This is a genomic window from Acinetobacter sp. 102 (genome assembly GCF_037028485.1).
GTDB classification, from domain to species: domain Bacteria; phylum Pseudomonadota; class Gammaproteobacteria; order Pseudomonadales; family Moraxellaceae; genus Acinetobacter; species Acinetobacter higginsii.
Window position 1 is genome coordinate 44,133 of record NZ_JAZEZK010000001.1, and the last position, 23,570, is coordinate 67,702.

The window sequence follows — 23,570 nt, forward strand, 5'->3', positions numbered from 1 at the left end:
ATATAAGTGTCACATCTTTGTCATGCCAAGCTGTTGAGATATATCCAAAGTTTTATAGGAATAGAATGATGGCTGGTTTATCAATTTGGCATGTACTGATTTTTGCAATTGTGGTGATTCTACTGTTCGGTACATCGAAGCTAAAAAACCTGGGTAAAGATGTTGGCGGTGCAGTCAAAGACTTCAAAAAATCAATGAAAGAAGAAGAAGCTGCGACACCTTTAAATGAACCTCGTACCATTGATGCTCAAGTTAAAAATACTGAAAGCTCAGTAAAAAGCTAAGCGAGCACGATTATGCTGAATTTGGGAATGACCGAGATCTTTTGCTTTGCCGTGATTGCATTGCTGGTGCTCGGTCCTGATAAATTGCCAGAAGCTGCACGATTCGTAGCCAAATGGTATGGAAAAATTAAAAAGTTTATCAACAACATTCAGAACGAAATTGATCGAGAATTACGCCTTTCTGAGTTCCGCGAAGAAATGCAAAAAGAAATTGATAAAATCACTGAACTTGAACGCAGGATGCAACAACAGTTAGACGCGCTTAAAAATACACAAACGCCTTCTGAAGTTGAAGAAGTAAAAACTGAGACGAAAGCCCCGATCATCTATACGCTTTTTTCTCAGCAAACGACCATTCCTTTCAGTCTTGAATATCAAAAGCAGTTACCTTTCAAACCTGAGCCGAAGCTACCGACTCAACAGTTTGATACAGAATTAAAGATTGCCGTATGAGCCAATTACCATCGACTTCAGTCACTACTGATGAACCCTTACAGCAAATGCCTGTGATGCAGCATTTGATTGTGCTGCGCCAATATCTATTTAAGATTGTTGGGGTAACGATTTTTCTTTTCTTCTGCTTATTGCCCTTTAGAAATACCACCTATCAATGGTTGTCTGAGCCATTAAGACAACAACTGCCTGCAACCTCCACCATGATTGCAACCGATGTCACTGCAACATTTATGGCACCGTTTAAGCTGAATCTATTTGTCGCCTTCATGTTGGCAATGCCGTATATCATTTATCAGATCTGGTCATTCATCAAACCAGCACTGTATGAAAAAGAGCGTCATTTGGCCATTCCGCTCTTATTAGGCAGTATTGTGCTGTTCTATTTAGGGGTGGCATTTGCTTATTTCATTACATTACCTGCGATTTTACACTTCTTTATTAGTGTTTCTCCGGAAACAGTTGCACCAATGACAGACATCAACAGCTATCTAAGCTTCTGTCTAAAATTATTCTTGGTGTTTGGGTTTACCTTCGAAATTCCAATTATTACTTTAGTTTTGATTTTAATTGGTGTAGTCAGCACCCAAAGTCTGGTTGAAAAGCGTCGTTTCATTGTTGTTGGCTGCTTTTTTGTGGCAATGTTTGTGACGCCACCTGATGCCTTGTCGATGATTATGCTGGCCGTTCCGATGTGGATGTTATTCGAACTAGGGTTATTCCTCGGAAAAATACTGGAAAAAAGAAAAGCCTCGGCTTAATTCAAATAGGTGAATAATCCCTGAAAATAGTTCAGGGATTATTTTTCTAATTCCATATTTATTAATTATTTACAAAATAAAAATTGTCTTTAAACTGCCTTCAAACTGTCAGAAAACTGTCATCTCCGCTTCATAGAATCGATCAGGATTTATTTACCATATATTACAGATACGGATTTACTATGACAGCCAATACTAATCAGCCAAGTCGTCGTGATATTTTAAAATGGTTCGCGGGTGTTCCGTTTTTACCACTAGGGGCAATGGGCACAGCAGCAGCTTTAACGGGTTGTAATGATGACAACGATAATAACGTTGTTACACCACCAGCAAAATTGGTTAAATTTAAAAATGCCAAATTTACGCCAATGGCGGCACCAACCACCACAGCAGAAATGGCCACCACTTCTGTTAAATCAAGTTTAACAGTGACTTGGGAAGACAATACCAGCACTGAATATAAATTAGGTTATCAAGAATTTTTCCGCACAGGTATGGAAGTTGACAATATCAACGGCGGCAAAATTATCGCAGGTAGCTATTACGACATTAATAACAAAGCGATCAGAGATACATCGGTTGCAGGTCAAGAACGTCAATTCTTCTCTGACTGTCCAGATGGCTCTTCAATGATTCATCTCAAAGATGCAAAAGTTGACGGTGTCAACAACCCAGTCTTCCATGTGGTTCAGTTCGAATACACCACACAAAACTTAGCCAAACAAAGTATGTATGGTCAGTTACCCTCTCCTATTGCCGTACTCACTTTAGACCAAGATCAAAAAACCGGACATCTTGCATTGAAAAAATACTTCAATGTCGACATGTCTAAAGTTCATGGCCTATGGATTACTTGTGGCGCCAGCCTTTCACCTTGGAATACGCACCTTTCAAGTGAAGAATATGAACCAGATGCCTTTGATCAAATCGGTAGTACCTTAGCAACATTAAGAGCCTACAGTAAAAATCTATATGGCAATGAAAATACAGCCAATGTCTATAACTATGGTCATTTACCAGAAATCATTCTGGATGGTAAAGGTCGTGGTACTGCAGTTAAGCACTACTGTTTAGGCCGTATTTCACATGAGCTAATTCAAGTCATGCCAGACAACCGTACCGTGATCATGGGCGATGACTATACCAACGGCGGCTTCTTTATGTTTGTTGCAGATAAGGAAAAAGATTTATCTGCAGGAACGCTATATGTTGCAAAGTACACTGCTGAGCTGAATGAAACCTCTACAGCGCCAATTAAATGGATCAAACTGGGTCATACCGACAGTAAAACCATTGAAGACTTGGTCAATGTTCGCGGCATTAAAGCTGAAAACATTATGGAGAGCTTAACCACGGCACCTGCAGACTTAACGGGTTATACGCAGATTGTCCTAGATAAGAAGACGCTTTGGATCAAGTTAAAAGAAGCCAATAACGGTTTCAGCAAAGCAGAAATCGAATTAGCTGCTGCCTTCCTCGAAACGCACCGTTATGCAGCCCTCAAAGGCGGTAGTATGGCCTTCACCAAGATGGAAGGAACCACCGTGAATATCAAGGACAAGGTGGCTTATTCTGCACTTGCCAATATTCAAGACTCGATGATTGAGGGTAAATCGAGCTGGGTTGCTGCACATAATGTCAAATTCAAGAATACATTGAAAGCAGGCGGTGTACTTGCGCATGACCTGAAAGGCAGCCAAGTTGACCACTTAAACAATGTGATCAATAGTGAATGGACACCTTACCAAAGCCATATGGTTCTGATGGGCAAAGATATTCCAGTAGATAGCTTGGGTAATACGGCTGATCCCAATAACATTGCCAGCCCAGACAACCTAAAATTCTCTGAAACTTTACGTACTTTGTTCATCGGTGAAGATAGTGGTAACCATACCAATAACTTCCTTTGGGCTTATAACGTTGAGACCAAGTCTTTAGACCGAATTCTGTCTACACCAGCAGGTGCAGAGTCGACTGGTCTACATGCAGTTGATTCGGTCAATGGCTGGACCTATATCATGAGCAATTTCCAACATGCGGGTGATAGCTCAAGCCTTCCTGCTGAATTAAAAGCAAAAGTATTAGCCAACTACAATGGTGGTTATAGTGCAAGTGTCGGCTATATCACCGCTGATCCAGTTGCACCATCAATTGAGAAAAAAGCTTAAATCTCAGCGCTATTAAAAAAACAAATGCCGACATCATGTCGGCATTTGTCTATCTAAATCAATCACAATCTAATCATTCGGCTAGCGCTGGTGTTGATGTAAAACGAATCGAATAGCAGGCTTATTTTATTCAAAGATTGAAATGGCAGCGGCCACAGAGCAGATCTATTTCTCTGATAAAAAAGCCCCTTTAAATAAGGAGCTCAATTCAGCCAATCCGGCTTTAGCAATTAATCACCAAAGTCTGAATAATCTTTGCTGCTGAATTTACTGTAGCTTTTCCAAGGTTCTGCAATATTGACCTGTTGGATATTGGCTTTCAGAATGTCATAGCGCAAACCATCTAGACTGCGTACTTCCACCCGTTTGGCAATATTATTGCGATTGTCCCATTCAATGCTCATTTTATTTTTCTTATTCTGGCTTTCATACCAAGTGCTGTTGCTGTCTTTTTTCTTAACGGTCATTCCCTTTAAACTTTTAGGATCAATCAAAAAATACACACAGTTCCAACAGTTGCTGAGTCCTAACATATCGACATCGGCATCTTGCAAATGTACAACGGTTTTATCTTCCATCAGCACCAAATTGAGTTTGGGCTGTTTTTTCTGATCAATAAAATAATGCTGGGCTGCTTCAGCTAAATCTAAATGTTTATGCCCACCCTTTTCATGTCCATGTTGGTGATGTTTAGGCAGTACACGTTCAATCCAAATATTCTGAGTATTACGATACATGCGCTCCTGAAACACACTGGTACGTGTCACTCCATCATTGCCAATGGTTTGGGTCTCACGGGTAATATTGGCACTTAATACTGGGGCTGCATGCAAAGACGTCATTCCCACGCTCAGTAATACCGCACTCATCACTAGACGCATGTTATTTCCTACATAAAAAAACCTCAGTCATAGTGACTGAGGTTGTTTGCAATATGATGAAAATCTTCAATAAAGCGTTTATTTAAATCCGAATGCTTCTTTTAACTTGCTAAATACCCATGCATTTTCACGTGTACCTTTAAATACTTGTGAACCCGCACCTTCAGCAAATAACAATACATCACCACCACCATGCGTTTCAGAACCAGGATTGCCCAGCTTTATCCCAACCTCTTGCAAGTAATCATCTGCTGCCGCTTCATTGTCAGTAATATCAATACGTGAGGTTGGACGTGGTCCGCCACCATTACCAAACACCAAGGTAGTTGAGGTTTTACCATTGACATCCAGATTCGGTGCATGCTTCTTGCCGTCAGCCAATACACGCGTGCGAGCATCAGTCGCTTTGGCTTCTTGATAGCTATAGCTCAAACCCAAAATACCCGGGTTGGTGGTTGTGGTTTTTCCAGTACGCGCGGTATAGCCATTAAAGGTCATGGTATGGTCGTGGTCAGCGGTCACCACAATCAGGGTATTCTTTAACTCAGGATCGGTTTTCTTGATTTTATCCAATGCCGTCTTAATTGCATTATCAAAAGCAATGGTGTCTTGCAATGCGCGTTTGGCATTGGTTCCATGCAGGGCATGGTCAATACGCCCGCCTTCCACCATCAAGAAAAAGCCTTTGCCTGCAGTATCTTGAGCTTGTAGTAAATCAATCGATTTTGCGGTCATTTCAGCCAAACTTGGTTGGTTTGGCGCTGTTCGTGCTCGGTCTAAATCGTATTCCAGATGTGAAGTGGCAGAATAAAGACCGATGTATTTTTTATTCAATGGTGCTGCGTCCATCTCTGCTTTGGTTGCACCTACGGTGTAGTTTTTAGCTTTTAATTCATTCAGTAAGTTACGCCCATCAACACGACCCTTTTTATTGTCAGTCGCATTATAAGGGGTGAAATGATTGCGCCCGCCACCCATCAATACATCAACGCCATCTAACAGTTTTGTATTATAACCTGCACCACCCGGAATCACCTGACGTGCAATCTCAAACTGTGCATTACGATTACATACATGAGAGAAGGTCGCAGCAGGTGTTGCGTGAGTCAATTCTGTGGTGGTAATCGCACCCACTTTTTTACCATTGGCTTTGGCCAATTCTAGAATCGTTTCTGCAGGGCTGCCCGCAGCCACACTCGAACCTGGGGTTGGGCAATTATTGATGGCATTAGATACTTTAGTACCATCTGGTGCTGTACCCGCACTTGGTTCAACCGCGATCGTCCCAGGTGTCATCCCAATCACTTCATTACGGGTTTTCTTACCCGTCATATAAGCCGCCATTGATGGTGCGCTATCGGTGGTTTGACCATCTTCTGAATAGGTCTTGATACGTACAGTACGACGCAAGGTGTCCATGGTTAATTTGCCAGATTCACCATAGCCATAAATACGGCTTGCGGTCACTGTGGTTGGGCCCATGCCATCACCCAAGAAAAAAATGATATTCTTGGCTTCGCCCGCAGCTTGTGCACCAGTGCTTGCAGCAACTAATGCAACAGTTAAAGCAGATGCTTTCATACCAAACTGACCTAATTTAAATTGTTTTAACATCATCGTTCTCCAGTCTGTTGTTATTTATCTAGGCCAATGGCTTTGCGAACTAAGTTAAAGACTTCGATATTTTCGAGGCTGCCGTGGAAGTTATCTGACCCCACACCAATTGCACCCAGAAACACATCGGTACCACCATGGGTTTCACTATCCGCAAAACCAGTTTGCACCACAGCTTCTTGCTGGAAGTCATCGGAAGCGGTACCTGTACACCAACCTTCTTTATCAATATCCGTACCACGACTATCGGTAAATTTACCCGCTGGACCTACGGCTGGATTACAGCTGTCGTTATCGGTCAATACCCCACGCGCTTCGATACGGTCATTGTCTAAACGCTTTTTACCTGTACCAAAACCGATAATTGGATATGGGTTGCCATTCACATCAGTTGAGAAACCTGCCTTGTTATAGTTTTTGACTAAACCGAGCACACTGGTCTCTGCCCCTTTCACATATTTACCTGTACGTTTTGCATAGCCATTCAAGACCATGGTGTGATCATGGTCAGCGGTGACCACGATCAAGGTATTTTTGAGCTCAGGATCGGTTTTTTTAACTTTATCAATTGCAGCTTTAATCGCATTATCAAAAGCAACCGTATCTTGTAAGGCACGCTTGGCATTGGTGTCATGCAGGGCATGGTCAATACGGCCCCCCTCAACCATCAAGAAGAAGCTTTTGTTTTTTGCTTGTAAGACATCAATCGCCTTGGTGGTCATATCGGCAAGACTTGGCTCATCAATTTTCTTATTGGTACGATCCAAGTCATAGTTCATATGGCTGGCATTGAATAAGCCCAATAATTTCTTGGTTTTGCTTGGATCAATTTTGGTTAAATCACTTCCGCTTGAAACAAAGCTATAGCCCTGATCTTGCATTTCTTTGACCAGATCACGACCATCTGCCCGTTTACCACCCGATACCGTCGTTGGTTTAAACTGGCGCAAGCCACCACCCAAGACCACATCCACACCATCGTTTAATTTAGTGTTATACGCACCCCATCCTGTTCCCTTACCTGCTGGAACCAATTGTGCTGCAATATCGTTCTCAGCATCACGATGGCACACATGCGCATAGGTCGTAGCAGGTGTTGCATGGGTAATACGGGTTGTGGTGACAAGCCCAGTGCCCATGCCTTGCGCTTTAGCAAGTTCAAGCAATGTTTCTGCTGGTTTCTTGCCTTTATTGGCTGCAACATCGTCACAGGTACTGGTACCATCTGCTTTCGGTGGGGATGCGATGGTGCCTGTCTGCATGGAAATGACTTCATTATTCATTTTCACGCCTGTCATATAGGCTGCCATAGATGGCGCACTGTCTGTCACTTGACCATCTTCTGAAAAGGTACGGACAAATGCAGTTTCTGGCAGCGTATCAATGGTCAAATCGCCATCCTCGCCAACAGAGTAAATACGCGATGCGGTTAAGGTGGTAATCCCCATCCCATCGCCCAAGAAGAAAATTACATTTTTTGCAGTTGGTGTTTTTGGTACTTCAGTTTTTTCATTGTTATCACTATCGTTACAAGCAGTCATTCCAGCTGACAAAACTGCCATTAAACTGACCGCCAATAGCTTTTTGGAAAAGCCCGTCTTTGATAAGAACATAGAATATCCCCAGATGTATTGTTTGGACGTAACTTGATTGGCTACACCATAACAATGCTGGGTGACCCTTTTATGTCACCTTGATGACAGTATTATTTCATCTTGTTGTTTTATATAGATAATTACGTTATAACATATCAAGTTAAAAATTCAAGTCGACATGCAGGTCAACTACTCGTCCCTGTTGCTCTCCTTGTTGAGATTTCTCCAACCAGTGCCATTCAGTGTCCGTTAATCTTAAGAAATTAGAACATCGTGTCCCATAAATTGGACTTTGAATAAAGGTGGATGACAATAAGGCTTCCATCTCTGGATTGATTCCCGTATCGGGTAACAGATTGGCGATGACTTTACGCTCATCTTCCAAAATATCCCAAGCGGCAGCATCGATTGCGGATTCAGCAATTTGTGCTTGTTGCAACATCGGTAAAAATTCTTGAGTAAAGCGTTTACGCAAATGTCTGTTTTTTTCCCAATCTTCTGACATGAGTCCATTGGACACCACATACACGCCATTGGCAAGCACTTGTGGGGCTTCACCTCGGTTACTCATATAAACGGCTTGCTCAGTATCTCCAACAAACAGATTAAAGCCCGCATACTCCTGTTGCTGTTGTTCCAATTGCCGAGCAAAACGAATCGGGGCTAAATCACTTTCCAAAAAAGATTGAATTAGATGCCCGCGAGAAGTCGTATAACTTTTTTGATCGCGGCCATTACGGAAATTGGTGACAATCGCCCAACGTCCTGATGCTGTCACGCCCATCCACGTCCCGCCAGACTGCAAGTCCTGTCCTGCCACAATGCTACTGTTTTGCCATGCATGCAAGGCAGCACTTGGTCGATGATAAAACTCATCCCGATTTGAAATTAAACACAGCGGCATTTCATCCAACACCTGCCATGCAAAAGCGACAATACACATAAGTCCTTTTTCTCCCACGTTTTGGGACATTGATCTTTCACATTGAATGTACAACATTTTTCACATCATTCCGCTACAATCTGCTCAAAATATAAAATTGAGGAGCAGCGATGCTGACCTATCCAAATATTGATCCAGTTGCGCTGAGCTTAGGACCAGTCAAAGTGCACTGGTACGGGCTGATGTATCTTCTGGCTTTTCTATGCGCATGGGGTTTAGCATCGTATCGTGCTAAACAACGTGATGGCTGGACAGGCGACATGGTGTCAGATCTGGTCTTCTACGGCGCGTTGGGTGTTGTGCTCGGTGGCCGTGTCGGCTATGTGTTGTTCTACGAATTTGGTAAATTTTTAGAAAATCCATTGTGGTTATTCCAAGTCTGGACTGGAGGCATGAGCTTCCACGGCGGCTTCCTCGGTGTGATGATTGCGATGCTGTTTTGGTGTAAAAAATACCAAAAAACATGGTTCCAGACCTTGGACTTTATTGCACCCTGCGTACCAACAGGCTTAATGTTTGGCCGCTTTGGTAACTTTATTGGCGGTGAACTATATGGCCGCCCAGTACAAGACCCAAGCTATCCATTTGGAATGATTTTCCCAACAGATCCACTCGGTTTGGTGCGCCATCCCTCACAAATCTATCAAGCACTGTGTGAAGGTTTGATCCTCTTTATCGTATTGTGGTGGTTTAGCTCTAAACCTCGTCCGCGTATGGCCGTTTCAGCTCTATTCCTTGTCGGCTATGGTATTGCTCGCTTCTTTATGGAATTCTTCCGCGAACCCGATGCAGACCAAGGCTACATTTTATTTGGCTGGATGACCAAAGGCCAGATTCTCAGCTTCCCAATGATTATTATTGGTCTGTGGATGATCTGGTACGCTTACCGTAAAAACATCTATGACTGGCAGTTAAAGAAATAATAAAAATGGGAGCGAATGCTCCCTTTTTTAGGCCAATAATTTAAGCTATTTATCAATCTTTCAAAAACAGCGTATATTGATTCTATTCCTTTCAGGAGAGAGTCGATGCAGCAACAACGTCAGCATCTCGCCCACTTTAAAGTGCATGAGCTGGTTCTTAGCCTCTCTCCCCTACAGTTCAATCCGCAACTGGTCTGCAAAATCGAAAAATCACTTGAACTCAGTTTCATCAACGACAATGAGCCGCATCAGGTATGTTTCGCCAACCAAAACACCGAATTACAAGATGCCTATAAACAGGTGTTTAGCGCAGTTGATCTACTCGATTATCTCTATGCAAGTTTAATCTCAGACCAGCAACGTGCAGAAAAAATACAACTACAGAATCCTGCCTTAGCTCCAATTCCCTATCCAACTGATAATCTTACTTTCTGGAGATTGGTCGCAACTGGGCGGAAATATCGACTTTCGCTGAGTTAAAATTTTCCGGCCAACGCTTTCACCACTTCACCTAAACGCTTGCCTTGTGCTTCACACAAGATTTTCTCATCTTGACTTAAGCTCTGATCATGACGTGGCCCACTAACATGACTGGCACCATACGGTGTTCCACCGTTTTTGGTATTGGACAAGGCTGGAATCGAATTAGGTAGTCCCATAATCAGCATGCCGTGATGAAACAACGGCGGTAACATCGTTAGCAATGTGCTTTCCTGCCCACCATGCATCGAACCAGAAGATGTAAACACACAAGCAGGCTTATGATGCAAAGCACCATTCAGCCATAGGCTAGTGGTTTGATCCCAAAAGTATTTCATCTCACTGGCCATATTGCCGAAACGCGTTGGCGAACCCAAGGCCAAACCCGAACAATGGCTAAGATCTTCTAAAGTGCAATAAATGTCGCCATCTGCTGGAATACTCGGTGCCGCTTCAGTCACAACGGTGGCTAAATTCGGCACGGTACGAATGCGTGCCGTCACCCCTGCAGCTTCAATTCCATCGGCAATCAGATGCGCCATTTGCTTGGTTGAACCATATTTACTGTAATAAAGAACAAGAACGTAAGGTTGCATCACTTTCAAGAATTTTGTTAAAAAGGACACTATACGACATTTTTTACTTTTTGAGCTGTAGTAAATCCTGTGATTAGACAGGATTTTTATTAAAAATAACTAGGATAGAACCCATGATCTTAAATCGTTATCTAAAAAAACTGCCTTTTTTAGAGGAAACATGGTTTCAATTTATTGTATTTGTGTTACGACGTTTTGAAGCCGATCGCTGTCGGGAACAAGCAGGAGGTTTAACCTATACCACCCTGTTTGCAGTCGTGCCGATGCTGACGGTTTTTTTAGTGATTATCTCCTCGATTAAAGCACTTGAACCTGCCAGACAACAACTACAACAGCTGATCTATAGTAACTTTCTACCGAAAAGTACCATTGCCATTGATAAGGCATTAAGTGCTTTTACCGAGAAATCCAGTAACCTGACCATTATTGGTGTGCTGTTCCTGTTTGTCACCACCGTGCTGATGCTGACCTCGATTGAAAATGTATTTAACCGGATTTGGCGCGTTAAGGAGACTCGAACGGGCTTGGTCGGTTTTATGCGTTACTGGACCATTATTTCATTGGGACCCATTATTTTGGGCAGTGCCTTTGTCCTGTCTTCGACCGTCGCATCAATCAATGTACTCAGTAATAACTTTGCGGGTTATCAACTCGATGGTGCTTTTATTCTGTGGTTGATTTCATTTTTATTAACCATTGTCGGTTTCTTTATTTTATATTGGACCATTCCCAATCGAACTGTGCCTGTTTTTTCTGCCTTCATCGCAGCTTGCTTTAGTGCGACAGTCTTTGAGGTTTTAAAACGCTTTTTTGGTTGGGTGATGAGCAACTTCACCAGTTATGAAATCGTGTATGGTGCCTTTGCAGCGGTCCCAATTTTCCTGCTGTGGATATATTTGTCTTGGAACATTATCTTATTGGGTGTCGAAATCAGTTATGCACTCACCGCCTTCCATTCAGGTAAAGAACAAAAGCGTCATCCAATATTAATGATGTTGGATATTCTGGAATTATTTTATAAAAAACAGCAAATCGGACAGAGTGTCAGTGAAAAAGAGTTGTTAAATATTATTGGTCGAGGTGAACTCGGTCGCTTACCGTCTTTTATCTTGCAACTGGAAGCCCAAAACCTGATTATGCGCACGGATAAAGACGAATATGTGTTGGTCCGTAATTTGGCGCAAGTGGATTTCTGGAGTTTCTTCACCGCTCTACCTTATCCACTCCCGTTACGTCCCGATGTTGAGCATATTCATCAGGATGATGAATGGATAGAACGACTCGGCCCTTCTTTGGTTGAAAGTAATGATTATTTAGCAGCCAAGCTTTCCATTCCACTGTCCACTCTGTTTGAACAGAAGTAACTAAAAGACCTCTTTCGAGGTCTTTTTTATTTCCTTAACCAGCCCTGTAAACTCACCACTACAATGCCAAGCAAGACCAACGCAGAACCAATCACAAAGTTCAGCTCAATTTTTTCGCCCAATAACCACACACCAAATGCCATCCCGAATAAAGGTGTCAGGAAGGAAAAGACGCCAAGGCGGGAAGCTAAATAATTACGTAGCAACCAAAACCATGCCAAGAAACTGGCGAAAGAAACCACCAAGGTATGAAAAGCTAAACTGCCCATCACCAATGGGGTGAAATGAATCGTGCCTTGCCCAAGAACCAGAGCCGCGCCAAACAACAGCACAAAACTACCCGCCAATTGATAAAACAAGGTTTGTGTTACGGCAGCTTGCGCAAGCGAAGATAAACGTACGGTAATCGTGGTCGCTGCCCAAGCAATACTGCCTGCCAAAGCGAGCAAATCACCCCACAACATCTGTCGATCCGCAATCGATCCACCTGAATTAGCACGTAAGAACGTCACTACGATCCCTAAAAAGGCAATCCCAATACCTGTCCATTGCAACAGACTGAGACGCTCTGAAGGAAGTTTCCAGTGTAAGCCCAAGGCGACAAAAATCGGTGCGGTATACAGCAGCACCACGGCATGTGAAGCCGAGGTTAGCTGTAAAGCTTGTGCCAATAAAAAAAATTCTAAAGAAAATAGAAAAGCGACCAGTGCACCTGCTTTTAAATTCTGGCGATTGAAAAGTTGACTGGTTTTATCGAGGTAAAGTAAGGGTAAAAGCAGTATGGCGGCAAGGCCCGAACGCAGCGCGATTTGCATTAAGGGCGAAATATCAGGAGCTGCCATTTTTAAAATGACTTGTTGTAGTCCCCAGATCATACACAGTACGATCATCAGACCCGATGCCGTTGCATCTAATGCTTTACGCTCATCCATTGCGCGCTCCTGATTTTATGGTTTGAGCACCAATATAAGACTGTCGTATTTTCATGATATAGTGAAAATACGACAATAGATGCGTATTTTCAGGCAATTCTCATGTTATGAAAAAATCAGCACAACGGATTCAAGATTTTCAGCCAATCTCGACCTACAATGAAATTCCTGCGCCATTATGGCTACAGATTCGGGACGCACCTGCAGAGACGTTTTACCCACAACACGCACACGCTTGGGGAGAATTTATCTATGCTTTTGATGGTGTGTTAGAAGTCAATATTGAGCAAATTCATTACTTAACCCCACCACCTTATGGGATTTGGCTACCACCGCATTTACAACACAGTGGCATCAATCGTAATGAGGTCACGCATTGCACCTTGTACGTGCATGAATCACTCTGTCAAAACATGCCTCAGCAGGCAGGTATCTTATTGTCTGCACCCTTGGTTTCTGCACTGCTCGAACATATCCGCAAACATCCCTTTTCTGAACAAGATCCAGAATATTTACGCTTACTTCAAGTTTTGCTCGATTCACTAACTCATGCGGAGTTGGTTGGTAGTTATTTACCTACAACACAACATCCCGCGCTGGCTAAAATATTGACCCATTTACATGAATTCCCAACGGATAACAGTACCTTGGAGCAGCTTGCACAGATGATCAATATGACTGAACGTACCCTTGCCCGTTATAGCCAAAAAGAATTGGGAATGTCTCTACATGAATGGCGGCAACGTTTAAAAGTGATGAAAGCGATGTCGATGTTAAATCAGGGCAAGACCATTGAGACGATTGCTTTGGACTTAGGTTATGCCAGTTCCTCGGCTTTTATTTATATGTTTAAACGCTGGATGCATTTCACCCCAGACCAGTTTCGTAAACTTTATCAAGGGCGCTAAACCTTTCGTTAGCTCACTCAACTAGACGGACAGCTAAAAAGAAAATCACTTTTTTCAGGCATAAAAAAATGGCGCTGATATCAATTACAGCGCCACCCTTTTATTTCAACTCAGGCTTTTACAAAAGTATCCCAGTCATACTCGCCAGACTGGGTGATCAATTTCATGGTCAATTGATCATTGGCACGTAATGCGCCAACACCAGCAGGCGTACCCGTCATAATGACATCACCAACTTCCAGACTAAACGATTTGTTAATCTCAACAAGTAGAGTCCCTATATCAAAGATCATATCTTTGGTAAAACCGTGCTGACGGTCTACGCCATTGATATTCAAAATCAGCTCTAGCTCTTGCAAGTCACCAATTTCATCTGCTTCAATCCAGTCCGCCAAAATACAGGCGCCATCAAAGGCTTTGGCACGTTCCCACGGTTCGCCCTTGGATTTTAAATCGCTCTGTAAATCACGCAGGGTCAAATCCAGACCTAAAGTGATTGCACCAATGGCTTCTAGGGCTTTGGCTGGATCGGTTTCTTGCGATAAAGGATGTGCAATTTGCAAGCAAATTTCGCATTCATAGTGACACTCACCCAGTTCTTGATTCCAGCTTACACCTTGCGTCAAAGAACCAAGACTGCTTGGTGGCTTAATAAAGAGCAAGGCACGCTCAGGAATGGCATTACCTAATTCCTTGGCATGTTCGGCATAATTTCGACCGACACACACAATTTTTGAAGGACGTGTACTCATGAAAACTCCTTGTTCTTTCAACCGTCGATAAAATTACTTCTTGAAACTATTTTCGAATTTTGTTTGCTCTGCTGAATCGCTAAATGCGCGTTTAGGTACGATCACCACAGTGTGACTTTTTAGCTCTAACATATAAGTCAGCTTGCCAATTGCAAAAGATTGTACTTCTGAATACTGCGCTGTTTGTCTTTTACCTGCAGCATATAGTTCAAAGTGATCTTGATAAAGGTCAATCCCCTGTTCACTTTTACCAAACTGATAGCGTACAAATTGGCGCTTAAACAACATTGGTAACAACCAATAGCGCATAACGGCTTGCATCACCAGAAAAAAAGCGCCCAGTGCAACGTAATAACGTCCAACACCAGAAAAACCTAAATAGATTCCCCACAAAATAATCGCAATACTGATCACCGGGGTTAAAAAGCGGCTAAAGGTTTTTTTGCCAAAAGTGACCAAAGCAAAACCATCTTGTGATTCTTCTAAATTCAAATAATAGCGCACCGATACACTTGGACGTTGTTCAGACATTTTTAATTTCTAACATTTGAAAAAAAACTGACCTATTAGAACATAAATGATTTAATGGGAAATCACATTTATCGCGATTTAATACAAAATTTAAATGTGATGTTTTTTCTCTTTTGGGCACGCCCTTTTATATCAATTTAATTTTATCGATGAATTTAACAGTATGAAAATGATGAAGATGCCACAACAGTTTAGATCTTTGCTGTTTCTTTTAGGTCTTTTGATCACACTCAGTGCCTGTAGCCAACAATCCTTTCTCGAAAAGATTGTACCGCCACAAGAAAAGGCTTTTGCTGAAGATATGTTTAATCAACTCGGCAACAAAAACTATGCAGCCATTGAGAAATATCTCAGCCCAGAACTGCAAGATGAATCGACCCATAGCACTTTGATCCAAATGGCTGGCTTATTTCCTGCTGAGCCCGTTAAAAATATTAAGTTAATTGCAGCCAATAAAAGCTTATTTAAAGATGTTGTCACTTATCAATTAAGCTTTGAATATGAATTTGCGGATCATTGGCTGATAAATAAAATCGTACTCAGTAAACAGGCAGATCAAATCCGTATTATTGGCATTCATGTTGAACCGATTGACCATTCTGTCCAAGCCATGCATGGCTTTACATTTGCAGGAAAAAGTCTACTGCATTATGTCGTGTTTATCCTTGCCATTACGATTCCGCTGTTTTGTATATATGCCTTTATCCTATGCATCAGAACCCCCATGCAAAAACGGAAATGGGTGTGGTTAATTTTTATTTGCTTTGGCTTTATGCAATTTTCACTGAATTGGAGCGATGGCAGTTACGCTTTTCAAATGCTGAGCTTCCTCGTCTTAGGTGCGGGTTACTTCCAGCAAACGGTCTATAGTCCAATTATCTTGCAAATTGCATTGCCACTGGGTGCCATCTTGTTTGTTTATCGCCGTAAAAGCTTAATGGCAGAACAATAAACTTTTCCTAGCCCCGCTCCAGACATCCACTTGAGCGGGTTTTACACAATACGACTATTTTTCATGCATAAAAAAAATTATTAATAAGCAGTATTGATCGCTCAAGTCAGGAGATCAAGTCATTGGATGAAATCACGGATAAAAATCAAAGGAATGTGATGGCTTATTTAAATCGTTTAATCTTGCCCTGTATTTTATTGGGGCTTACACAAACATGTTTTGCACAAATCCTACCATGGACAGACAATATCCCGAGTGCCCTACAACCTTTTCAAAACAGCCCGCAGCTCTTGGCCAGTTATACCCAAAACAATATTTTTATTTACGGTCACCCTGCGACAAAAACAGCGGTACCCACACTAAAAAACAATCCTCAACCCAATGTCAGTTTTAATTCAGCCGCGATCATTGTTCCCGTAAATGCGCAACAAGTGGCCAAAACACTGACCGATTTCAACCACTATGTTGGATTATTCCCAACGCTCAAATCGGCGAAGACATTAGAGCAATCAGGCAATACGGTACAAATGAAATATCGGGTCTCGATTCCAACTCCAATTCCCGTACTCAACTTTAATGAAGACGTCACCCTACAACATCAGATCAAACCCAATAGCATTGCCAGTTTGGTGATTGATGCACCGATTCCCTACGGTGTCGGTAAATTTGAATGGTTTGCACTGGACGAGAACCGCACCTTAATCACCTTGACTCAATGGGGTGATTTGAATCAACCCAAAGGATTTATTTTTAAGAAAATTCTCAATGCGATTCCTGAGGTCAAACTTGGGATTCCAAGTAGTAGTAATGCATTTATTTTAGAGTCCTTAAGAGCCCGTTTTATTCAAGCCAATCTTAAGCCACTCAATGCAGGACAAATGCCGAATCCGCAGTTGAATGCAGCTCAACTCAATAAAATCACACAACTGATTCAATCTGCTCAGCAACCTGTCAGTATCCTGCATGCACCGACCACTATGCTGTATACCCATGGCCGAGAATCCATGCGTTTTACCACCACCTATCAATTTTATAAACAACCGACTCAACCCTTACAAAAATGGCTAAGTCCATTGGCCTACCAAGAGTTATTTCCTCGACAAATTAAAAAAGTGGTGACCACCCCCATCCAGAATCAGGCACAAGATGCAGATATTCAAGTCAATGTTGGCCTTGGAGTCATCAATATACCGTTCGCATTTAAATTACGTTTTAATTATCCGCAGACAGATGAAAATAATTTTTATGCCAATGGCGGTGACCTACGTTTTATTAGAGGAAAAATGCAGTTGAGTTCACTTAATCAAGGAACCTTATTGAGCATGACCAGCGCAATGAAAATCGATGAGAAGGCCCCATTCTTATTAAGAGCCATGCGCAGCCTGCCTTATCATGATGTACTTCCTGCGGTGGGTGGCAATGCCGTATTTGTACAAAAAATTAAAGCAAAAACATAAGACACAAAAAAACCGCAATTAAGCGGTTTATTTATTCAAATTGGTGCGCTCAGAGAGATTCGAACTCCCGACCCCTTAGTTCGTAGCCAAGTGCTCTATCCAGCTGAGCTATGAGCGCATATTTGATGGAGCGCATTATACGCACTTCCCCCAAAATGATAAGCCTTTTTTCACAAAATTGCACTTAACTGGCTATAGATTCAGCATTTTGCCACTATTTGAGCAAAACAGCGTCAACTCCTCATTGAAATGGGTGTAAATCTCGCGGTTATCGATACCTGACTTAAACGTTGATTGATTTCAGATGCCCAGTTCTCTCCAAGTGAATGATTACACTTTAAATAACTCATATTTCAGCGATCTTATATTTCCATCGATTCTATAATTTGAATAAAGAATTAAAAAAAATCGCATTCCAAATTAGAACGATAAGCCAGTGATCACTAGGAAATACATCTCTTTGTTTTATCATGTTTTTATAGTCATTTAAAAATATGATACAAAGCACAATATTGACTTTAAATAAACAACCAATAAATACTTATAAATACATTATGAGACAGGAGTCACATAATTATTAAGCTTTAATAAAACAAAATTCCAATAATTATAGGTATATCGACATGTTATTTAAAAATATTTTATCACCAATTACGGGTATTCTTTCTCATTCGAGTAGTAATAGCCAAGCAGCAGTACCGACTGCTGTAAATACGGTATCAACCACAAACCATGTTGTGGTCGAGAGTACTAATATCACCAACAACAATAATGGCTCAAATAATGGTTTATTCAGTGCAATAACAGGAAATGGCAATCAAAATTATGGTGTCGGTGTTGGCAATGGCCAAGATCTTAACGTCCCTCTTCCTTTCACTACAGCTTTTCATGCATTAGGAAACTCTTTTCCTTGGCTTGGAGGTTCGTCACCCATTAGCTCAATCAATACGGCCACAACAACATCTTCGACTCACATCCAAGACAATGACAGCATCAACAATAGTAATACGGGTACTGCTGCAGGTAATGGTAGCAATGGCGGTTTATTAAGTGGTGTTGCCGCAGGCAATGGCGATCATAACTATGGGATTGGTAATGGCAATGGAGATGATGCAAATCTCACCACACCAGTTACGGTGCCTTTTGATGCCTTAGGTAACTCAATCGGTACATTGGGTGGTGGTGCTGTCTACTCTGTCAATAGCACACCAACCAGTTCAACTACCCTCATTCAAGATAATGACAGCACCAATAATAGCAACACAGGTACTGGAGCTGCGGGTAATGGCAATGCAGGTGGTCTACTCAATGGTGTTGCAGCCGGCAATGGAGAGCATAATTACGGTATTGGCAATGGTAATGGCGACGATGTCAGTATCACTGTGCCATGGACCACACCTGTTCAAGCGGCTGGTAATGCAATTATTGGTTTAGGCGGTGCTGATGTTAACACTATAAATACAGCAGCAACGACATCGACTACACAAATTCAAGACAACGACGCCGTTAACAATAGCAACAATGGCACTGCTGCTGCAGGCAATGGCAGTGATGGTGGATGGCTCAATGGGATTGGTTCAGGAAATGGTGAACAAAACTATGGCATCGGCAATGGCAACGGTGATGATGCCAGTATCACTACCCCTGTGACAGCCCCCTTCCAAGCCTTAGGCAACTCAGTTGTGGGCATCGGTGGTGGAGATGTAAACTCAATCAATACTGCTCCAACCTCGACCTCCAATGTCATTCAAGATAATGACAGCACCAATAATAGTAACAATGGAACAGGCGTTGGAGGTGCGGGTAATGGCCTCGGCGGCTTACTGAATGGTGTTAGCGCAGGAAATGACGAACACAATTACGGAATTGGCAATGGCAACGCTGATGACGCCAGTGTCACGGTTCCTTGGACAACGCCAGTACATGTACTTGGTAACTCAGTTGCGGGTTTAGGCGGTGGCGATGTTAGCTCCACCAATACCGCACCAACAACAACGTCAAATATTATTCAGGATAACGATACAACCAACAACAGTAATAATGGCACAGGTCTAGGTGATGTTGGCAATGGTGTCGGTGGTTGGGGCAATGGCCCTGCTGCAGGTAATGGCGAACAAAACTACGGCATCGGCAATGGTAACGGCGATGATGCCGATGTTACTGTTCCATGGACCACACCATTCAATGTATTAGGCAATTCAATTGGTGGAGGAAGTGATAATTCATCTAGCAACTCTGCGCCAACCACAACACTCAATCATGTTCAAGACAATGATACAACCGACAATAGCAATAGCGGAACGACTACGACTGGCAGTTCAGGTAACGGTATCGGTGGTTTGCTCAATGGGGTGAGTGCGGGCAATGGCGAACATATCTATGGCATCGGCAATGGCAACGGTGATGATGCCGATTGGACCTCACCTATAGTTACTCCAATCAATGCGATGGGTAACAATGTCTCTTGGTTTGGCAGTAATGATCCAACCCATACAGGCAATACATCTGTGAATAACGGCTCAACCAATACGACCAATATCGTCGAAGACAATGACCATATCGACCATAGTAATCATGGTACTGGAGTAGGCGGTGCAGGCAATGGCATTGGTGGTCTACTCAGTGGTATTGGTTCTGGTAATGGTGAACAAAACTACGGTATTGGCAATGGCAACGGTGATGATGTCGGTGTAACCACACCCATCACGATGCCAGTCAATGGCTTAGGAAATGAATTCAGCTTCTTGGGCGATGCCAATAACGCATCTCATAACAATGCTTCGACCACCACTACCAATATTGTGCGTGACAATGACAGTACGGACAATAGTAATAGTGGTACAGGTGTAGGCGGCAGCTCAGGTAATGGCATTGGCGGTCTGCTCAATGGCGTAGGGTCAGGCAACGGCGAACATAATTACGGCATTGGTAATGGCAACGGTGATGATGTCGGTGTGGTGATGCCGATTACAACGCCACTCAGTGGTTTAGGTAACTCCTTCTCCGTATTTGGGGACTCAACCACAAGTTCAGTCAACAACTCATCAACCACAGCTGTCAATCATTATGAAGATAATGACAGTACGGACAATAGTAATAGTGGCACAGGTCTACTCGGTGGTTCTGCTGGTAATGGCGTGGGTGGCTGGGCTAATGGTCCTGCTGCAGGTAATGGTGATCACAACTATGGTATTGGTAATGGCATCGGTAATGATTCCAGTGTGGTTGCACCGATTACAACCCCAATCAGTGGTTCAGGTAATGCCTTCTCAATTTTTGGGAATGCCACTTCAAATTCAGTCAATGATTCCTCAACCAAAACCACCAACATCTTCCAAGACAACGATAGTACCAATAATAGCAACAGCAGTACGGGCGTCGGCGGCACAGCAGGTAATGGTGTCGGGGGTGGTTTATTAAATGGAGTCGCTGCAGGTAATGGTGAACACAATTATGGTATAGGCAATGGGATTGCGGATGATGCCAGTGTTGTTGCACCGATTACGACACCAATCAATGCATCCGGAAATGCCTTCTCCATCTTTGGCAACGCCACTTCAAATTCAGTCAACAATTCATCTACAACCACTTCAAACTATTTCCAAGACAATGACACCATCAACAACAGTAATACTGGCGCTAATGGAACTGGTTCAGGTAATGCGGCCAGTGGTGGGCTATTAAATGGTATAGCCGCAGGTAATGGCGAACACAATTACGGTATTGGTAACGGGATTGCGGATGATGCCAGCGTAGTTATGCCAATCACGGTTCCTGTAAATGCATCTGGAAATGCCTTCTCCATCTTTGGCAATGCAACAGCAAACTCAACTAACAACTCATCCACCACAACCAACAACTATGTTCAAGACAATGACTCCACTGACAATAGTAATAGCGGTGGCAATGGTACAGGGGGTGCTGGTGGAGGCCTCCTTGGTCTTGGCGGTTTACTCAATGGCGTAGGTGCCGGTAATGGTGAACACAATTATGGTATAGGCAATGGGATTGGTGACAATGCCAGCATAGTAGCACCGATTGCAATTCCTATTAATTTATCTGGCAATGCAATTTCTTTATTTGGCAGCGCAACAGCAAACTCACACAATAATTCATCTACCACAACCAACAACTATGTTCAGGACAATGACACCACGAACAATGGCAATGGTACTGGCAATGGCTCTGGTGGCCTACTGGGTGGTGTTGGTTCTGGTAATGGCGACCATAATTTCGGTATCGGCAATGGTAACGGTGACGATGCAAGCATCGTGACACCCATTACGATTCCGATTAACTTCTCAGGCAATGCCATCTCAGTGCTTGATTTAAGTGGTCTAAATGGTGAAGGTGAGTTCAATCCATTGAGCCCTGTAACCAATCTTATTCATATTGTGGCAGGTGATGGTGAAGGTGCAACAGGCTTATTAGGAACTGTGACAGGTATTGTTGCTGGCGTCACAGGAGGAATTGGCGGCGATGAAGGTGGTCCTCTAGGCGCAATCACTGGCATCATCGGTGGTATTACTGGCGGTATTGGTGGCGGTGAAGGTGGCCCTCTTGGCGCGATCACTGGCATCATTGGTGGTATTACTGGCGGTGATCTTGGCAATAACCCTGTCACAGGTGTCATCCAAACAGGTATCGATGTGCTTCAAGGTGTTGAAAGCCTAAAAACCGATATCATCAATACAGGTATCACCACTATAGGTGGTGCAATCAGTGATGTTCTTCCTGGCGTTCATCCAGTCACAGACCTCACCAATTTAGGCACCCTTACCTTTGAAACTTCACGGGATACGGTAAACGGAACACTGGAAGCGATCTCTGATTTAGCGGGTGCGGATATTGATGGTGCTGCGAGTTCTCTCACAGGTGTACTTGGCACACTCGTGACCAATGGCTCAACTGCTTCTGGACTGGTTCAACATATTGCAGGTGATCTCACTGATGTTGGTGGCATTATCGGTGCCGTGACTGGTGGTATCGGTGGTGGTGAAGGTGATCCTTTAGGCTCAATCACAGACATCATTGGTAGCATCACGGGTGGTATCAGTGGCGATGGTATTCTTTCTGGTATTGCCCAACCGATCGACATGGTGATTGGCAGTGGTAGTTCGGCAATCAGTAATCTACAAGATAGTCTCGGCGATCTCGCGAGTGGCAATATTATGGAAGGTCTCAACAACCTTATCCATATTAACTATGACAATGGTGGTAGTAGTAACAGTCTAGATAGTCTGCTCACCATAATTACTGGCACACTTTCGACTTCTTCCGGCATTGCTGTCGGTGAACCAAATCCAAATGGGGGAAGCATTACCGATCTCATTTCAGTTTCCTCACCATTAACAAACCTAACCGATCACCTATTCGGCTCACTTCATCATTTTTAAAATACAGCAATACCAAGAAAAGTCACTCTAATCAGTGGCTTTTCTTTTGCAGCTTAATAAAGTTCGTCAGATTAAGATGAGAATATTCCAAAGAGACCACATTTGATTGGTAAGTTTTTTTAAATAACACGTCAATAACAGCATAAACAATACGATTTTAGATTTATTATAATTTTAAAAAAATTAATTAAGAAAAAATTTAAAATATTGATCTTTATTAATTAAATAAAACCGAAAAACACTGGAAATATTTTTTTGCAAACGAGTAACAAATTTTAAAACTTTCTTTCCAGCATCTTCTTCACAAGACATAGATTGCACTCAGATAACACTTTAATTATATGATAAATAAAACTTATCTCGCTATGATAAAAATCCCCTTACCCTTTCAAATAAAATACAAGTGTAAATTTAGTTAAAATTAACAACCAATAAATATATTAAAATTCAACATTTTAAATCCACATTTAACAATCATATTCAAGCCCGTTACAGATTGACAAAATAACTGCCACATATAACACTAAATATGATTAATGTGACTTTAATCACAAAAAAATCATAGCAATTTAATAATTAC

General features: G+C 42.5%; 19 protein-coding genes and 1 tRNA gene. 11 read left to right on the forward strand and 9 right to left on the reverse strand.

What is annotated here, in order from left to right; all coding sequences use genetic code 11:
* Positions 1-68: 68 nt before the first annotated feature.
* The 4 genes from tatA to WA352_RS00215 all read left to right on the forward strand — a co-directional run bounded on the left by tatA (position 69) and on the right by WA352_RS00215 (position 3,666).
* A complete protein-coding gene (tatA, locus tag WA352_RS00200; RefSeq protein WP_004678519.1) occupies positions 69-284 on the forward strand; it encodes a Sec-independent protein translocase subunit TatA in 216 nt (71 codons plus the stop codon).
* Between the two features lie 12 nt (positions 285-296).
* Positions 297-737 carry a Sec-independent protein translocase protein TatB gene (gene tatB / locus WA352_RS00205; protein ID WP_033134130.1) on the forward strand — a complete coding sequence of 147 codons (441 nt, stop codon included), beginning with the start codon at positions 297-299 and terminating at the stop codon, positions 735-737.
* Positions 734-1,498 carry a twin-arginine translocase subunit TatC gene (tatC, locus tag WA352_RS00210; protein WP_033134131.1) on the forward strand — a complete coding sequence of 255 codons (765 nt, stop codon included), beginning with the start codon at positions 734-736 and terminating at the stop codon, positions 1,496-1,498. The genes tatB and tatC overlap by 4 nt, the downstream gene beginning before the upstream one ends.
* A 182-nt stretch (positions 1,499-1,680) precedes the next feature.
* Positions 1,681-3,666, forward strand: a complete 1,986-nt coding sequence (locus WA352_RS00215) for a PhoX family protein (protein ID WP_033134132.1) — start codon at positions 1,681-1,683, stop codon at positions 3,664-3,666.
* A 230-nt stretch (positions 3,667-3,896) separates the two neighbouring features.
* Here WA352_RS00215 and WA352_RS00220 read toward each other — a convergent pair whose 3' ends face one another.
* The 4 genes from WA352_RS00220 to WA352_RS00235 all read right to left on the reverse strand — a co-directional run bounded on the left by WA352_RS00220 (position 3,897) and on the right by WA352_RS00235 (position 8,699).
* A complete protein-coding gene (locus WA352_RS00220; RefSeq protein WP_033134133.1) occupies positions 3,897-4,547 on the reverse strand; it encodes a hypothetical protein in 651 nt (216 codons plus the stop codon).
* Between the two features lie 78 nt (positions 4,548-4,625).
* Entirely contained in the window at positions 4,626-6,161 is a 1,536-nt protein-coding gene (locus tag WA352_RS00225) for an alkaline phosphatase (protein WP_033134134.1), read from the reverse strand.
* Between the two features lie 20 nt (positions 6,162-6,181).
* Positions 6,182-7,774: an alkaline phosphatase gene (locus tag WA352_RS00230; protein ID WP_033134135.1), complete on the reverse strand. Its 1,593-nt coding sequence runs from the start codon at positions 7,772-7,774 to the stop codon at positions 6,182-6,184.
* A 142-nt stretch (positions 7,775-7,916) separates the two neighbouring features.
* Positions 7,917-8,699: an NRDE family protein gene (locus WA352_RS00235; protein WP_033134136.1), complete on the reverse strand. Its 783-nt coding sequence runs from the start codon at positions 8,697-8,699 to the stop codon at positions 7,917-7,919.
* A 110-nt stretch (positions 8,700-8,809) separates the two neighbouring features.
* Here WA352_RS00235 and lgt point away from each other — a divergent pair, with 110 nt between their 5' ends.
* Both lgt and WA352_RS00245 read left to right on the forward strand, forming a co-directional pair.
* Entirely contained in the window at positions 8,810-9,622 is an 813-nt protein-coding gene (gene lgt, locus WA352_RS00240) for a prolipoprotein diacylglyceryl transferase (protein ID WP_004657788.1), read from the forward strand.
* A 105-nt stretch (positions 9,623-9,727) separates the two neighbouring features.
* Positions 9,728-10,102, forward strand: coding sequence for a hypothetical protein (locus WA352_RS00245; protein WP_033134137.1), 375 nt, complete (start codon positions 9,728-9,730; stop codon positions 10,100-10,102).
* Here the strand turns inward: WA352_RS00245 and wrbA are convergent.
* Positions 10,099-10,698, reverse strand: a complete 600-nt coding sequence (wrbA, locus tag WA352_RS00250; protein WP_033134138.1) for an NAD(P)H:quinone oxidoreductase — start codon at positions 10,696-10,698, stop codon at positions 10,099-10,101. The two genes, WA352_RS00245 and wrbA, sit on opposite strands and share 4 nt — an antisense overlap.
* 113 nt (positions 10,699-10,811) lie before the next feature.
* Between wrbA and WA352_RS00255 the strand changes: the two genes are divergently transcribed.
* The gene (locus WA352_RS00255) at positions 10,812-12,062 is read left to right on the forward strand and encodes a YihY family inner membrane protein (RefSeq protein ID WP_033134139.1); all 1,251 of its coding nucleotides are present in this window, start codon (positions 10,812-10,814) and stop codon (positions 12,060-12,062) included.
* Positions 12,063-12,088: 26 nt separating this feature from the next.
* On the opposite strand, the gene WA352_RS00260 is transcribed toward WA352_RS00255, so the two are convergent.
* Entirely contained in the window at positions 12,089-12,994 is a 906-nt protein-coding gene (locus tag WA352_RS00260; RefSeq protein ID WP_033134140.1) for a DMT family transporter, read from the reverse strand.
* Positions 12,995-13,101: 107 nt separating this feature from the next.
* Between WA352_RS00260 and WA352_RS00265 the strand changes: the two genes are divergently transcribed.
* On the forward strand, positions 13,102-13,902 hold the full coding sequence (locus WA352_RS00265) for an AraC family transcriptional regulator (RefSeq protein ID WP_033134141.1): 801 nt from the start codon (positions 13,102-13,104) through the stop codon (positions 13,900-13,902).
* 110 nt (positions 13,903-14,012) lie between these two features.
* Here WA352_RS00265 and WA352_RS00270 read toward each other — a convergent pair whose 3' ends face one another.
* Together WA352_RS00270 and WA352_RS00275 are read right to left on the reverse strand one after the other, a co-directional pair.
* Complete coding sequence (locus tag WA352_RS00270) at positions 14,013-14,654, reverse strand: fumarylacetoacetate hydrolase family protein (protein WP_033134142.1); 642 nt, start codon at positions 14,652-14,654, stop codon at positions 14,013-14,015.
* 33 nt (positions 14,655-14,687) lie between these two features.
* Positions 14,688-15,185, reverse strand: coding sequence for a YcxB family protein (locus tag WA352_RS00275; RefSeq protein ID WP_033134143.1), 498 nt, complete (start codon positions 15,183-15,185; stop codon positions 14,688-14,690).
* A 163-nt stretch (positions 15,186-15,348) separates the two neighbouring features.
* Between WA352_RS00275 and WA352_RS00280 the strand changes: the two genes are divergently transcribed.
* Together WA352_RS00280 and WA352_RS00285 are read left to right on the forward strand one after the other, a co-directional pair.
* Positions 15,349-16,137 (forward strand): hypothetical protein, encoded by a 789-nt coding sequence (locus WA352_RS00280; RefSeq protein WP_227505295.1) that lies wholly within the window; start codon positions 15,349-15,351, stop codon positions 16,135-16,137.
* A gap of 158 nt (positions 16,138-16,295) precedes the next feature.
* A complete protein-coding gene (locus WA352_RS00285) occupies positions 16,296-17,594 on the forward strand; it encodes an SRPBCC family protein (RefSeq protein ID WP_033134144.1) in 1,299 nt (432 codons plus the stop codon).
* A gap of 41 nt (positions 17,595-17,635) precedes the next feature.
* Here WA352_RS00285 and WA352_RS00290 read toward each other — a convergent pair.
* A tRNA-Arg gene (locus tag WA352_RS00290) sits at positions 17,636-17,712 on the reverse strand.
* Between the two features lie 505 nt (positions 17,713-18,217).
* Between WA352_RS00290 and WA352_RS00295 the strand changes: the two genes are divergently transcribed.
* Positions 18,218-22,990: a beta strand repeat-containing protein gene (locus tag WA352_RS00295; RefSeq protein WP_336140930.1), complete on the forward strand. Its 4,773-nt coding sequence runs from the start codon at positions 18,218-18,220 to the stop codon at positions 22,988-22,990.
* Positions 22,991-23,570 lie beyond the last annotated feature (580 nt).